The sequence below is a fragment of the Pseudovibrio sp. Ad46 genome, assembly GCF_001623065.1.
In the GTDB taxonomy this organism is placed as follows: Bacteria; Pseudomonadota; Alphaproteobacteria; order Rhizobiales; family Stappiaceae; genus Pseudovibrio.
The window spans coordinates 179,825-194,754 of sequence record NZ_LMCG01000005.1 but is presented as its reverse complement, the minus strand read 5'-3'; the positions used below and the strand labels follow the sequence as shown (position 1 = coordinate 194,754).

The 14,930-nt window shown below is 52.1% G+C and carries 11 protein-coding genes; 1 reads left to right on the top strand and 10 read right to left on the bottom strand.

The features are described from left to right. Positions 1-422: 422 nt before the first annotated feature. Complete coding sequence (locus PsAD46_RS02420; RefSeq protein WP_057463063.1) at positions 423-1,046, bottom strand: 2,3-bisphosphoglycerate-dependent phosphoglycerate mutase; 624 nt, start codon at positions 1,044-1,046, stop codon at positions 423-425. 215 nt (positions 1,047-1,261) lie between these two features. After that, complete coding sequence (dapB, locus tag PsAD46_RS02415; protein ID WP_063286353.1) at positions 1,262-2,077, bottom strand: 4-hydroxy-tetrahydrodipicolinate reductase; 816 nt, start codon at positions 2,075-2,077, stop codon at positions 1,262-1,264. Between the two features lie 914 nt (positions 2,078-2,991). Here dapB and PsAD46_RS02410 point away from each other — a divergent pair. Next, the gene (locus tag PsAD46_RS02410) at positions 2,992-3,876 is read left to right on the top strand and encodes a DMT family transporter (RefSeq protein ID WP_063294301.1); all 885 of its coding nucleotides are present in this window, start codon (positions 2,992-2,994) and stop codon (positions 3,874-3,876) included. Between the two features lie 66 nt (positions 3,877-3,942). Here PsAD46_RS02410 and pnp read toward each other — a convergent pair whose 3' ends face one another. The 8 genes from pnp to rimP all read right to left on the bottom strand — a co-directional run bounded on the left by pnp (position 3,943) and on the right by rimP (position 14,868). Then, the gene (gene pnp, locus PsAD46_RS02405) at positions 3,943-6,081 is read right to left on the bottom strand and encodes a polyribonucleotide nucleotidyltransferase (protein WP_063294302.1); all 2,139 of its coding nucleotides are present in this window, start codon (positions 6,079-6,081) and stop codon (positions 3,943-3,945) included. A 374-nt stretch (positions 6,082-6,455) separates the two neighbouring features. Further along, the gene (rpsO, locus tag PsAD46_RS02400; RefSeq protein WP_057463067.1) at positions 6,456-6,725 is read right to left on the bottom strand and encodes a 30S ribosomal protein S15; all 270 of its coding nucleotides are present in this window, start codon (positions 6,723-6,725) and stop codon (positions 6,456-6,458) included. Positions 6,726-7,034: 309 nt separating this feature from the next. Continuing rightward, positions 7,035-8,012, bottom strand: coding sequence for a tRNA pseudouridine(55) synthase TruB (gene truB, locus PsAD46_RS02395; RefSeq protein WP_063294303.1), 978 nt, complete (start codon positions 8,010-8,012; stop codon positions 7,035-7,037). A gap of 98 nt (positions 8,013-8,110) precedes the next feature. Then, positions 8,111-8,548: a 30S ribosome-binding factor RbfA gene (rbfA, locus tag PsAD46_RS02390; protein WP_063294304.1), complete on the bottom strand. Its 438-nt coding sequence runs from the start codon at positions 8,546-8,548 to the stop codon at positions 8,111-8,113. Positions 8,549-8,655: 107 nt separating this feature from the next. Then, positions 8,656-11,676 carry a translation initiation factor IF-2 gene (gene infB / locus PsAD46_RS02385; RefSeq protein WP_063306054.1) on the bottom strand — a complete coding sequence of 1,007 codons (3,021 nt, stop codon included), beginning with the start codon at positions 11,674-11,676 and terminating at the stop codon, positions 8,656-8,658. A 7-nt stretch (positions 11,677-11,683) separates the two neighbouring features. Next, a complete protein-coding gene (locus tag PsAD46_RS02380; protein WP_082596804.1) occupies positions 11,684-12,331 on the bottom strand; it encodes an RNA-binding protein in 648 nt (215 codons plus the stop codon). A gap of 130 nt (positions 12,332-12,461) precedes the next feature. Continuing rightward, the gene (nusA, locus tag PsAD46_RS02375) at positions 12,462-14,159 is read right to left on the bottom strand and encodes a transcription termination factor NusA (protein WP_057463071.1); all 1,698 of its coding nucleotides are present in this window, start codon (positions 14,157-14,159) and stop codon (positions 12,462-12,464) included. 118 nt (positions 14,160-14,277) lie between these two features. Further along, positions 14,278-14,868, bottom strand: coding sequence for a ribosome maturation factor RimP (gene rimP / locus PsAD46_RS02370; RefSeq protein WP_063294306.1), 591 nt, complete (start codon positions 14,866-14,868; stop codon positions 14,278-14,280). Positions 14,869-14,930 lie beyond the last annotated feature (62 nt).

Below are 14,930 nucleotides of genomic sequence, written 5' to 3'. Positions count from 1 at the left end.
AACTGCCTCACACATTAAATTATTTTGGTTTTTTCTCTTCATCTTTTGGAGCAAGGCCACCATTCAACTTTGCTGGCTTTGCTTGAGCAGATGCTGGGCGACCGTCGTTTGCTACTGAAAACTTCATAGGTTGTCCTCTCAATTAATATATTAATGCGGTCATACATTTCTGTATGCATGGAGAGGCTTGCATCGAATCTTACGTAGCGCAAGGCAAATAATAATGACGCATGCATTATCTATTATTGATAATTTTAAGTGTATTTAATTTCACATACTTAGTATTTTAACAAAGACTATTTGTGTGAATAATATTTATATTTTTACAATTCTAATTCAGCCATTACAGAGCAGTGCAACTCAGCCAAATAAAAAAGCGGCCCGAAGAGCCGCTTTTTATGATTCTGAATTTTGAGGGTGGCTTAAACTTCTGCCAGGTCCTCAACAGAAAGAACCTTACCTTCTTCATCAAGGCGATAAACAACAGGCTTGCCTGTGCCGAGCTCGCGCTTGAGGATTTCTTCAGGTGAAAGTCCTTCAAGTTCCATGATGAGGGAACGCAGGGAGTTGCCGTGTGCAGCAACAATCACGCGATTGCCTTCGAGAACTTTAGGAAGAATGTCAGAACGGTAGTAAGGCAGGGTGCGCTCTGCAGTCATCTTCAGGCTTTCACCGCCTGGAGGAGGAACGTCGAAAGAACGACGCCAGATGTGAACCTGCTCTTCACCAAATTTCTGACGAGCTTCGTCTTTGTTCATGCCGGTGATGTCACCGTAGTCACGCTCGTTCAGAGCCTGATCTTTTGATGTTGGCAGGTCTTCCTGACCAAGCTCACCAAGGATCAGCTTAAGAGTATGTTGAGCGCGCAGCAGGTCAGAAGTGAACGCCAGATCAAATGTCAGGTTCATTTCTTTGAGTTTTTTACCAGCTGTTGTTGCTTCTTCAACACCCTGTTCTGTCAGGTCTGGGTTTTTCCAGCCAGTGAACAGGTTTTTCAAATTCCATTCGCTTTGTCCGTGACGGACGAGAACCAAAAGGCGTTCCATTAAGCTCTCCTAAGGAGGTTATGTTTGCTTGAAAACAGTTGTCTTGGAAGGACTGTTTCAAGTCTCATTTCACATGTCTTGCTCATCGCTCATCAGAGCACGTCGCGTTCATGTACGTTTGCGCATCGCACTCCAACATCTTTGTTGGAGCGAAGTCTTGTCATTTGATTGGACCCAATCAAACAGAACACGCTCTAGCAAGCATGCATTGTGTGTCACTCATCATTCAGGCCGAGAACATCAGCCATTGAGTACAGGCCCGGTTGCTGATTGTGCGCCCAGAGGGCTGCTTTCACGGCACCGCGAGCAAACAGTTGTCTATCCGTTGCGATATGTGAAAGATCTATACGCTCTCCCTCGCTCGCAAACATCACCGTATGTTCACCTACGACAGATCCACCTCGCAATGTTGCAAAGCCGATGTCGCCTCTTTTCCGTTCACCTGTAATGCCGTCTCGTGTGCGAACACTATGGGTTTCAAGATCAATCCCCCGGCCTTCAGCTGCTGCCTCACCCAACAGCAATGCTGTTCCTGATGGGGCATCAACTTTATGCCGATGATGCATTTCCAGGACTTCGATATCGAAATCTTCATCCAGAGCTGCAGCCGCCTTTTTAATGAGGCATGCGAGCAGGTTAACACCTAGGCTCATATTGCCTGATTTTACAATGCGGGCTGATGTCGCGGCGTGAGCAAGTTCGGTAGATTGGGCAGACGTCATTCCGGTTGTGCCGATAATGTGCGCAATAGAATGACGCGCCGCAGCTTCTGCAAATTCAACCGTTGCCTCTGGTACGGTGAAGTCCAGCACGCCATCTGCATCAGCAAATGCAGCCTCAAGATCATCGGTGATTGCAACGCCGAGTTTACCGCATTCTGCGAGTTCGCCAGCATCTGTGCCCAGAAACTGGGAGTGTTTGCGCTCGATCGCGGCTGACACCACAACTCCGTCCATTTCGGTCACTGTGCGTACCAGTGCACGCCCCATTCGGCCTGCTGCGCCTACAACAACCAGTCGCATGTCACTCATCACGTCCCCCAAGCCTACGAAAGCCCCTCAAATTATAGTGTGGAGGGGTATAGCAGGCGCACTAAAGAGTTTCAAACTCATATGGCAGTTGGTGTCCCAGAGTTTGCTCTATCTCGTGCAACTGGCGCTCGTTTCATGCTTGGTCATGTACGGCCTGTCCTGCGAAAAATCTGATAAAACTTATCCCCCTGCCCTGAACCACGCTTATTCTCAGTTTTGTGCTCACGTATTCGGGCAGCTGATGGACCGTCCATCAGTGCGGCGTGGGCTGGGCGGGGCTACCGGGCGAAGTAACGCATCACCCGGCGGGTTCGTTGAAACACCCCTTGAAAGTCTTTAGTGCAGGGACCAAGCGGAAGCTAGTCACCCGATGGGCGTCTACACTGGCAGGCGTTTAGCTATCACCGACAATCACATTTGCCTCTGGCCGGTGTGCTTGTTGCTGACAGTGCCTGCTCCCAATGCCTTTCGGAGGAGATCTTGTTTCATACAAAAACGCCCGGGCAAGGCGAGCAGCCAATGCCGAAGAAACTAATTTACTTACAATGCGCAGGCACTGCCTGCTCGCCTTGCTCACTCCCGAACTTTCGGGGTTCAACTCAACACCGCCGGCAAAGCCGCGCGGTGCTAAAACCGCTCCAGCTATGAGGAATTCTCAAGTCCACCGGAATAGAAACCCGCGTGAAACTCATATTCTTGCGCTAAGATAGCGGATAGCTTACTCAGAGTACGGTGTGTTCACACCATGCACGCATCAGACTCTAAATCTTTGTTTTAACGCGTACTCCTGCTCGAAAACCAAGATCTTTTTTCGAGAATGCGCTTTCATCTTTACAGAACTTAAAAATGCAGCAGGGTTGCGTTTTCACGCGTTTCCGAGACCCAGGCAGCTGCTCCCGCAAGGGGATACTATTATGGATAATATACGCGGCAGCGCCTGGATGGTGCTTGCAATGCTGGGGTTTGCCATTGAGGATACGCTGCTTAAGACGGCGACGGCTTCAGTGCCCGTTGGGCAAACACTGATGTTGTTTGGTATCGGCGGCACATTCGGCTTTTTGCTGTTGACCTGGAGACGCGGTGAACGGGCTTTTACGCCGGAAGCGTTGAAGGCAACACTTTACGCGCGTGCGATTTTTGAGATTACGGGGCGGCTGTTTTTCCTGCTGTCACTGGCGCTGAACACGCTTTCCAGCACCTCTGCCATTCTTCAAGCCACTCCAATTACAGTCACTCTAGGCGCTGCCGTGTTGTTTGGCGAGCGCGTGAACTGGCAGCGGTGGCTTGCGATCCTGATCGGTTTCATTGGCGTGCTGATGATTATCCAACCGAGTTCGGAAAGTTTTCAGGTGACTTCGATTCTTGCCATCATCGGTATGATTGGCTTTGCTGGTCGTGATTTGGCAACGCGAGCGGCTCCCCCAGCCCTTTCCAACATGCAGCTTGGTGTTTACGGCTTTGCGGTGCTTATCCCAACTGGTGCAGCTTACTCATTCTGGTCTGGCGGGTTTGTCTGGCCGGATCTCTTCAGCGGGTTGGTCATCGCAGCAGGCACACTCGTGGGCATCGGGGCTTATTACTCGCTTACGGTTGCCATGCGCACCGGGCTGGTGTCCGTCGTCACCCCTTTTCGGTACTCCCGATTGCTTTTTGGCCTCCTGCTCGGCTTCCTGATTTTTGACGAGACCGCAGACGCCATGACACTGGCAGGCTCCGCGATTATTGTACTGAGCGGGCTGTATATTTTGGCAGGTCATTCACGACTTAAGGGGCAGACCTCTAAGAGCGCCGCAGAGTGAGCTTGAAACAAGAAAAAGGCCGGTCCATTTCTGAACCGGCCTTTTTTTGAATTTAGCTAGAAAAGCTTAGTCTTTTGCAGGAGCTGGAGCAGCTTCTTCGCGAGGAATTTCCTTGCCAGTTTCCTGATCGACAACTTTCATGGAAAGGCGAACTTTACCGCGCTCATCAAAGCCCATCAGCTTAACGAAGACTTTGTCGCCTTCTTTGATCACGTCAGTTACTTTCGCAACTTTGCGTGGAGCCAGCTGGGAGATGTGAACCAGACCGTCGCGTGCGCCGAAGAAGTTTACGAATGCGCCGAAGTCAACAGTCTTAACAACTGTGCCTTCGTAGATTACGCCAACTTCTGGCTCAGCAGCGATGGAGTTGATCCAGTTGAGAGCAGCTTTAATCGCTTTACCGTCAGAAGAAGCCACCTTAACGGTGCCGTCGTCTTCGATGTTCACTTTCGCGCCGGTCTTTTCAACGATCTCGCGGATAACTTTACCGCCAGAACCGATCACTTCACGGATCTTGTCTACTGGGATCTTGATCACTTCGATGCGTGGAGCATGCTCACCCAGCTCAGAACGAGCTTCGGTGATTGCATTTGCCATCTCGTCAAGAATGTGAACGCGACCGCCTTTAGCCTGCTCCAGAGCGACTTTCATGATCTCTTCGGTGATACCGTCGATCTTGATGTCCATCTGCAGTGCAGTGATGCCGTTTGCAGAACCTGCAACTTTAAAGTCCATATCGCCGAGGTGATCTTCGTCGCCAAGGATATCGGAGAGAACTGCGAAGCGCTCGCCTTCCTTGATGAGACCCATTGCGATACCAGCCACAGGAGCCTTCAGAGGAACACCAGCGTCCATCAGGGACAGGGATGCACCACAAACGGAAGCCATGGAGGAAGAACCATTAGACTCAGTGATTTCGGAAACAACACGCAGGGTGTATGGGAAATCATGGTGTGCAGGCAGCATTGGGTTAACAGCGCGCCATGCCAGTTTACCGTGACCGATTTCACGACGTCCTGGGGAACCCATGCGACCAGCTTCACCTACAGAGTATGGAGGGAAGTTGTAGTGCAGCATGAATGCAGATTTGGTGGTGCCTTCGAGCTTGTCAACGAACTGCTCGTCTTCACCTGTACCCAGTGTTGCAACAACCATTGCCTGAGTTTCACCGCGTGTGAACAGGGCAGAACCGTGTGCACGTGGCAGCATGCCAACTTCAGAAACGATAGAGCGAACAGTGGAAAGGTCACGGCCATCGATACGGGAACCAGTATCCAGGATACGGCCACGAACGATAGCAGCTTCTGCCTTTTTGAACAGGTCGGAGATGACAGTCGCGTCAGGAGCGCCTTCTTCACCAGTTACAAGAGCTTCAACAACTTTCGCCTTCACAGCATCAACAGCGTTTTTACGCTCTGTTTTAACAGTGATGGAGTAAGCAGCGCCGAGTTCTTCAGCAGCCAGCTCCTGAACTTTACCGAACAGCTCAGAATGATCTGGCAGGTTCAGTTCACGTGGCTCTTTAGCAGCTTTTTCAGCCAGCTGAATGATAGCGTCGATCACTGGCTGGAAGCCTTTGTGACCGAACATCACAGCGCCGAGCATTACTTCTTCGGTCAGTTCCTGAGCTTCGGACTCAACCATCAGAACAGCGTCATTCGTACCTGCAACAATCAGGTCCAGATCGGTTTCTTCCATCTGGTCAACTGTTGGGTTCAGAACGTATTCGCCGTTGATGTAACCAACACGAGCGCCACCGATTGGGCCCATGAATGGAACGCCGGAGATGGTGAGTGCTGCGGATGCGCCAACCATTGCCAGAATGTCTGGAGCGTTCTCGAGGTCATGAGACAGAACAGTAAGAACAACCTGAGTTTCGTTCTTGTAACCATCTACGAACAACGGACGGATCGGACGGTCAATCAGACGGGATGTCAGGGTCTCGTGCTCGGAAGGACGGCCTTCGCGCTTGAAGAAGCCACCTGGAATGCGGCCAGCAGCGTATGCCTTTTCCTGATAATTTACGGTAAGTGGGAAGAAATCCTGACCTGGCTTTGCGGTCTTCGCGGACACGACTGTCGCGAGAACTTTTGTCTCGCCGTATGTTGCGATGACTGCGCCGTCTGCCTGACGGGCAACCTTGCCGGTTTCAAGGATGAGCGGACGTCCGCCCCAATCTACTTCCACGCGATGTATATCAAACATATCTTTATCCTAACGTTCGCCTCAGTGCCTGATGGTCGTCATCAAACTTGAGGCTGTCATTTGCCGGCAATGCGCGCACCAACTCCTTGAGTACCAAGGGCGCGATGCCTTTTCAGGTCGAACGATTGCAGGCAAGACAGCGAGAAGCTTTTGTTTGATTGTGCGTACCTTTGACCAAAAACCGGCCTCCACTTTTGGGAGATACGCTGTAAGCTTCTGGCAATCCTGCCAGGTCTTCATTCGCCTGCGTTCATTCTGGAAGAGAACGATCTGATCCAGAATATACCTCTCGCAATTTCCCGAAATACCTTGGAAATAGGAGAGGGTAAGGAAAACGCGGCGAGCTTTCGCTGCCGCGCTTTGAATTCTTCGTCTTAGCGACGAATGCCCAGACGCTCGATCAGGGACTGGTAACGAGCAACGTCTTTACCCTTAACGTAGTCAAGGAGCTTACGACGAAGTGCAACCATTTTAAGAAGACCACGACGTGAGTGGTTGTCTTTCTTATGACCCTTGAAGTGGTCAGTCAGAACTGTAATGCGGTGCGTAAGGATAGCAACCTGTACTTCCGGAGAGCCAGTGTCACCTTCTTTGATCGCAAATTCTTTGATCAGTTCAGCTTTTTTTTCAGGCGTAATCGACATCGATTTTTCCTTATCTAATGGCAGTCATACTGCCTCTTATTAAATGCCCAGAAGGCATGCGCTCTTTTACAGAGCTATGTGTTGAGCTCGGGCCGTGCCAAGATGTCGTCTAGCAGGGTCAGGCCAACACATAATAACCGGGTAAGCAGTAGCTTCCCAGCGGCGGGACTATGACTGAAAAACTCTCAAAAAACCAGAAGAATCTTAAGGGGCTTGCAGCCATAAATCCCCTTAGAACAGTTTGCCTTTCAGCGATTGCGCCCCGCGATGATTTACATTCACGTGTGGCGCTCCACTTTCAGAAAGGCTTCAGAGATTGAAAACTCGCTTTGGCTTGAACTGACCTTTTGAGACTTCACCAAAAGCAATCAGCTTGCCTCCAGAAACCACATAGATTTCCTCGGGGCCTATCGGTGCATTTGCGCCACGTAGTAAAACAGGATTACCACGCTTTACCTTCGCCGCAGCATCAGAGGTGATTGGCACCTCTGCAAACTGGTGGAGTGCGACTTCAACTGGCTTGATGTGTCCGATCAGTTCTGAGTTTTCGTGGGGGTCGAGAACAGGTGGCTCTTCACCTTCTTCAACTTCTACCGCCATAGTTTCTTTAGCAGCACGAAGTTCATCCAGGGTAACCATCTGCTCTTCACCGAAGGGTCCTACCAGCAACCGGCGCAAGTCAGTGACATAGCCACATGTACCAAGGCGTTCACCAAGGTCACGGGCCAGTGAGCGAACATAGGTTCCCTTGCCGCATTCAGCTTCAAAAACCGCACGGTTTTCATCTGGACACTCGACCAGATCCAAGCGATGCACCACAATCGTACGTGCATCCAGCTTTACGTCTTCGCCTTCCCGGGCAAGATCGTAAGCGCGGTTTCCGTCAACTTTGATTGCGGAGAAAATTGGCGGAACCTGTTCAATGGCGCCACGGAACTCAGGCAGAACCACGAGGATCTCATCGTGTGTTGGGCGCACATCGGAGGTCTTGACCGGTTCGCCTTCAGCATCATCAGAGGTGGTTTGCGTGCCCCAGGTCACCTCAAAGCGGTAAACCTTTCGTCCATCCATGATGTATGGAACTGTTTTGGTGGCCTCCCCAAAGGCGATCGGCAGACAGCCGGTCGCAAGCGGATCAAGCGTTCCTGCGTGTCCGACTTTTTCAGGATGAAAAATCCTCTTCAACTGCCCCAATGCATCATTGGAGGTCAGGTTTAGAGGTTTATCCAACACAAGCCATCCGTTTACAGGGAAACGGGGTCTACGTCGCTGCTGTTTGCGCGCCATACTTCTCAGCTCTTAATTCTTTGCATGCGTTGCGCTTCTGAGCGCGTACTCTGGTCTGAAACCCACGACTTCATCTTTGGCATTATGCTCTGTAAAGCTTAGTCGCGGTCATCACCTTGATCATCATCGTCATCGATGCCGCCATCAGCAAAATCCTTACGGATGCCAGGCTCATGCAGCAGTCGAGTAATCAGATCATCATCGTCAAAACGCGTATCGGCTACAAAACGTAGATCACAAGTGTATTTCATTGTGACGCGTCGAGCGACCTGCCCACGAAGGTACTTCGCGTTGCGTTTAAGTGCAGCGAGGACAACATCAATATCGCGACCACCCATAGGCATGACGAGAACGTCAGCCCATCTCAGATCAGGCGACATGCGTACTTCCGGGACCGTGATAATAACACCGTCAAGTTCAGGATCGGTGATCCGACCACGTGTCAGAATGTCTGACAGTTCTTTGCGGACAATCTCACCTACACGCAACTGGCGCTGAGACGGCTGACCTGCAAATTCATCGCGTGCTTTTGCCATTTTTATCTCTCAATTTGCTTTGAGTTTGGAACAACAGAGCGCCGACGGGGATAAATCCGCGCCGGCGCTGCTGAATGTTCATTTCGCTCGTTTAGCTCTTCACTCTGTTAGAGGGAGCGAGCGATCTCTTCTACCTGGAAGCACTCGATGACATCACCGACGCGCATATCCTTGTAGTTTGTGAAGTTCATGCCGCATTCAACACCGGATTCAACTTCTTTGACTTCGTCTTTGAAGCGCTTAAGTGTACCCAGCTCACCTTCGTGGATGACGACGTTGTCACGCAGCAAGCGAACCTGTGCGCCACGCTGAACGACACCTTCGGTGACCAGACAACCTGCAACACGACCGATTTTGGTGATGTTGAAGATTTCTTTGATGTCTGCGTAACCGAGGAAGGTTTCGCGACGTTCTGGAGCAAGCATACCAGACATAGTGGACTTCACATCGTCGATGAGGTCGTAAATCACGCTGTAGTAGCGGATCTCGACGCCTTCGCGACGCGCAGCTTCCTGAGCCTGTTTGTTTGCACGAACGTTGAACGCCATGATTGGTGCTTTGGACGCAATCGCCAGAGTGATGTCGCTCTCGGTGATACCACCAACGGAAGCTGCCACAACACGCGCGCCAACTTCGTCGTTGCCAAGTTCTTCAAGCGCACCCTGGATTGCTTCGGCGGAACCCTGCACATCGGATTTGATGATGAGCGGGAATTCTTTTTTGCCTTCTTCCTGCAAGCCCTTCATCATCGCTTCCAGAGAACCACGAGACCCAGCAATACGTGCTGCCATCTTGTCGCGCTTCTGGCGGTGACGATATTCGGAAATCTCGCGAGCACGGCCTTCGTTTTCTACAACTGCAACCATGTCACCAGCGGATGGTGTCGCCTGGAAGCCAAGAACTTCAACCGGTTTGGAAGGACCAGCTTCCTTAACTGGCTTGCCATTCTCATCAAGCATCGCACGAACACGACCCCATTCGGAACCAGCAATGACAACATCACCAACCCGGAGTGTACCCTTCTGAACCAGAACGGTAGCAACTGGACCGCGACCTACGTCAAGCTTAGCTTCGATAACGGTACCTTCAGCGGCACGGTTAGGGTTAGCTTTCAGCTCAAGAACCTCAGCCTGCAGCAGGATCATTTCGATCAGCTTATCAAGGTTAGTGCCTTCTTTAGCAGAGACCTCAACATCGATAACGTCACCACCCATGGTTTCTACAACCAGATCTTCACGAAGAAGGTCGTTGCGAACGCGGGAAGGGTCAGCGCCTGGCTTATCCATTTTGTTGATCGCGATGATGAGCGGAACGCCAGCAGCTTTTGCGTGAACAATAGCTTCTTTGGTTTGTGGCATCACACCATCATCAGCAGCAACCACGAGGATCACAACATCAGTGGACTTAGCACCACGAGCACGCATCTGAGTAAACGCTGCGTGACCAGGAGTATCGATGAAGGTGACCTTCTGGCCATTCTGCTCGACCTGGTATGCACCGATATGCTGTGTAATGCCGCCAGCTTCACCGGAAGCAACGTTTTCCTTGCGGAGCGCATCGAGAAGGGACGTCTTACCATGATCAACGTGACCCATGATTGTAACAACCGGTGGACGGTTGGACAGATCAGTGTCGTTGTCTTCAACGGTGAAGAGACCTTCTTCCACGTCAGCTTCAGACACACGTTTTACGGTGTGACCCATCTCTGCGGCGATCAGTTCAGCGGAATCAGCATCGATCACGTCGTTGATTTTCATCATCTGGCCCTGCTTCATCAGCAGTTTGATGACGTCAACAGCACGTTCAGACATACGCTGAGCAAGGTCCTGAATGGTGATCACTTCCGGAAGCACAACTTCACGCGCTACCTTCTCACGAACAACCTTTTGACCCTTACGTTTTTCTTTCTCACGACGACGGCGCATGGATGCCAGTGAACGATTACGACTTTCATCACCACCAGTGGCGCGGGTAATCGTTAGTTTTGACTTACGGCGGTCATCGTTGCCTTTAGGTGTTGGCTTAGCAGCCACAACAGGCTTTTTAGGACGTAGCGCAGGCTTTAGAGCCTTTTTGCTCACTTCCTTACCAGTTTCCATGCTTTCTGCCGGAGCTGCAGAAATTCCACCTGGACGCCCGCCACCTGGACGAGGACCATTAAGGTTTGGCGGCTTGCCATCACGCATTGGTGGACGACCACCACGATCACCACCTGGACGAGGACCTCGATCCCCTGCCGGGCGTGGACCACGGTCACCTGCCGGGCGTGGACCACGGTCACCACCTGGACGAGGGCCACGGTCACCTGCCGGGCGTGGACCACGATCACCTGCTGGGCGAGGACCACGGTCGCCACCTGGGCGAGGGCCACGATCGCCACTGCGCTGAGGGCGATCACCAGAACGTGCCGGACGCTCTTCGCGTTGTGCTGGCTTTGGAGCTTCAGCAGCTTTTGCAGCCGCTTCAGCTTCACGCTTCGCTTTCGCTTCAGCTTCGGCCTTAGCACGTACAGCAGCTTCTTCAGCTTCACGCTTAGCGCGAGCTTCGTCTTCTACACGTTGTTTTTCTGCTTCTACAGCGCGCTGTGCAGCCAAGATTTCCTGACGCTTTGCTTCTTCAGCGCGGCGTTTAGCATCTTCGACTTCACGAACCTTAGCCATTTTAAGCGCTGCGAGACGTGCGTCTGCTTCACCCTTGGTCAAGGTTTTCAGAACGGCACCACCGCTCTGACCGCCACCACCACCGCGACGCTGACCGCCACGCTGGTTGTTATTGTTGTTACGGTTGCCACCGCGACCGCCGCCTTCACCGCGCTTCTGAGCATCACCCGCACCACGGCGAGCTTGCTGAGGACCGCGCTCTTGCTGCTGTCCCTGACGCTTTTCCGGGCGTGACTGGGAGGCTGCAGGAGTTGAAGAGGAAGCTGCAGCAGGTGCAGGTGCCGCGGAGCCTTCCTGGCCCGGCACAACTACACGGCGCTTCTTCTTTTCCACGACGACTGCCTTGGAGCGGCCGTGGGAGAAGCTCTGCTTAACAGTGCCCTTCTCAACACTGCCTCCGCGTTTGAGGCCCAGCGTTTTCTTTTCCCCGCCGGTGGGATTGTCGTGGTTGTCTTTGGTATCGCTCATATTGCCTTCAGTCCTGCGCCACTGCACCCTTTGTACCGTCGTCGTCAGCCATGACAGAAACTTCCCGGAATTGCGCAAGGCGTTGCGCGTGCTTCACGAAGTTTCTGCCTGCCTCGCCGGCCAGCAGTACAGCATGTATAACGTTATCCCGATCCAGATGCGTACTCATCTGTTCCGAGTTAAACAGGCGGATCACGCTGAGACGATCCACCTTGCCAAATCTAGAAGCGGCTAGGGCCGCCAACTTACGCACACCATCTTCAGAGGCTTCAGTGGCGTGCACCAGAGCAAGAACACTCTCCTTTTTGAGAGCTGCCTCGACTTTCGAAAAGCCAACATGTAGGTTGCCAGCTTTTCGGCTCATGGACAGTGCGCCCAGAGCTGCCTGCTCCAGCAGTTTGTCGGTGTGGTCGGCCAAACCGTCTTCAGCGTTTACCTGCTCCTTAAAGCCTCTCGAGAAAGCGCGCCTTTTTATCGCTTCCTGCAAAACAGACTTCTTTGCCGACACCCAAACCCCACGTCCCGGGAGGGTGCCTTTCACATCAACTACAACAGTTTTGTCAGGAGCCATAACGAATCTGAGAAGGTCTGTCACCGGTAGAACTTCACGCGTGACCGCGCAGGTTCGTTCTGTCGGCTCATTTTTTCTCGGCACTTCGTATTCCCAACCCTACTATTGTTGTTATTTTTCATTCAGTTACGGGGATGTAGAAACCCGCAGCCTTTTGCTGCAACTTCAACACACCCCCGTATAAAACTTTTTTCTGCAGTCAAGCGGCTACAGATTATTCAGAGGACTGCTCGCCTTTTGCGTCTTCTGCACCGCTCTCTTGCGCCAATTCCTCGTCGGCGTCAACCACAGTCTCTTCAAATGTTTCGCCTTCGAAGTCTTCTTCTTCGACTTCCAGCTCTTCTTCAGAGACTTCCACAAGGTCTTCCGCAGAGATCCATCCAGCAGCAACACGCGCTGACATCACGACAGCTTCCGCATCAGCACGAGACAGATCGAAACTGCTCAGAGTACCTTCCACGCGAATGGTTTCTTTATCCTTGCGTTCCGTCCAGCCAACAAGGTCGTCAGCTGCACAGCCTGCGAGGTCTTCCATGGTTTTGATTTCGTCTTTACCCAATGCAACAAGCATTGCGGATGTAAGACCTGGGACCTGAACCAGCTCATCAGAAACACCAAGCTGACGACGCTCTTCTGCGAGTTTCGCTTCCTGCTCTTCCAGGTACTCACGTGCACGAGCTTGGATTTCGTCGGCTGTTTCTTCGTCGAAGCCTTCAATGGACGAGATTTCGTCGAGGTCAACGTACGCGACTTCTTCCACAGAAGTAAAGCCTTCTGATGCGAGAAGCTGAGAAACCATCTCGTCAACATTCAAGGTATTCTGGAAGAGATCGGAACGAACCTGGAATTCCTTCTGGCGACGCTCGGACTCTTCCGCTTCTGTCATAATGTCGATGCCCCAGCCGGTGAGCTGAGAAGCAAGACGTACGTTCTGACCGCGGCGACCAATTGCCAGAGACAGCTGATCGTTAGGAACAACAACTTCGATGCGCTCGGAGTCTTCGTCGAGAACAACCTTAGCAACTTCAGCAGGCTGAAGTGCATTTACGATGAAGGTTGCCGCATCATCATTCCAAGGAATGATGTCGATTTTCTCACCCTGAAGCTCACCAACAACTGCCTGAACACGGGAACCACGCATACCAACACACGCGCCAACCGGATCAATAGAACTGTCGTTAGACAGGACTGCGATCTTAGCGCGGGAGCCTGGATCACGGGCAACAGCCTTGATCTCGATAACGCCGTCATAGATTTCCGGCACTTCCTGCGCGAACAGTTTTGCCATGAACTGAGGGTGTGTACGAGACAGGAAGACCTGTGGACCACGCTGTTCGCGGCGCACATCAAAGATCAGCGCACGAATACGATCACCATTGCGGAAGATTTCGCGCGGGATCAGTTCGTCACGACGAACGATTGCTTCACCCTTACCGGTGTCGACAACAACATTGCCATATTCAACGCGCTTCACAACAGCGTTGAGCACTTCACCAATACGGTCTTTAAACTCATCGTACTGCTGATCACGCTCAGCTTCGCGGACCTTCTGAACGATGACCTGCTTAGCGGACTGAGCAGCGATACGTCCGAAGTCGAGCGGTGGCAATGGATCTGCCATGAAATCGCCGACTGTTGCATCCGGGTTGCGCTCCTGCGCATCAACCAGAGCAATTTCAGTTGAGATGTTCTCGACAACATCAACGACCTGCAGCAAACGCTGAAGGCGGATTTCACCGGTTTTCGGATTAATCTCGGCACGAACTTCAGTCTCGGTGCCATAACGGGAGCGAGCGGCTTTTTGGATTGCATCCTCAAGAGCAGCAATCACAATGCTACGGTCGATCGACTTTTCGCGGGCGACCGCTTCAGCGATCTGCAGCAGCTCCAAACGGTTTGCGCTGATAGCCATTCCTCGTCAACTCCTTCCACGCCCTGCCTTCCTTCACACCAGCAGGAACATCAAAACAAAAGGGTGGCTCTTTAAAACCGGAACCGCCCATAACCCATTGCGCAACAAGAACAGCTAATCAGTGATTGAGGTAACTGTCGTCGTCCGTAGGCTCCCCACGGGCTGCTTTTGCGGCTTTATCGGCTTTCAATGCCGCATCGACCAGTTCATCAGTCAAAACCAATACGGCTGACCCAATCTCATCCAACGGAAGACGAGCTGCCTCATCCTGACCTTCCTGTACATCGGTCATTCTGATAAGCGCGCATCCATCTTCCACACCGATGATGTGTCCACGATATCTCTTACGCCCAGCTTGCGGCACAGACATTTCGATTTTCGCAACATGTCCGACCCAGCGCTCGAAGTCACCTGCGCGAACGAGCGGGCGGTCAATACCTGGAGATGAAATTTCGAGATGGTAGGCACCAGAGATTGGATCGTCCACATCCAGCGCCGGGGAAACTGCGTGGCTGATTTCTTCACAATCTTCAACAGCCATCGTCCCATCCGGGCGCTCTGCCATGATTTGAAGGGTGCAGCCATTGTTTCCGTTTACACGGATGCGCACCAGCCGATAGCCCAGATCAGCAACGACCGGCTCGACAATTTCAGCTACGCGGGCTTCTAGGCCCTTTTCCTTTATAATCCGGGGATCGGTTTCGTCCACTTGGTACCTATCGTCTTAATGCAAAGACATGCTTAGTGTCTTTGGCAGTTATTTCGGATACC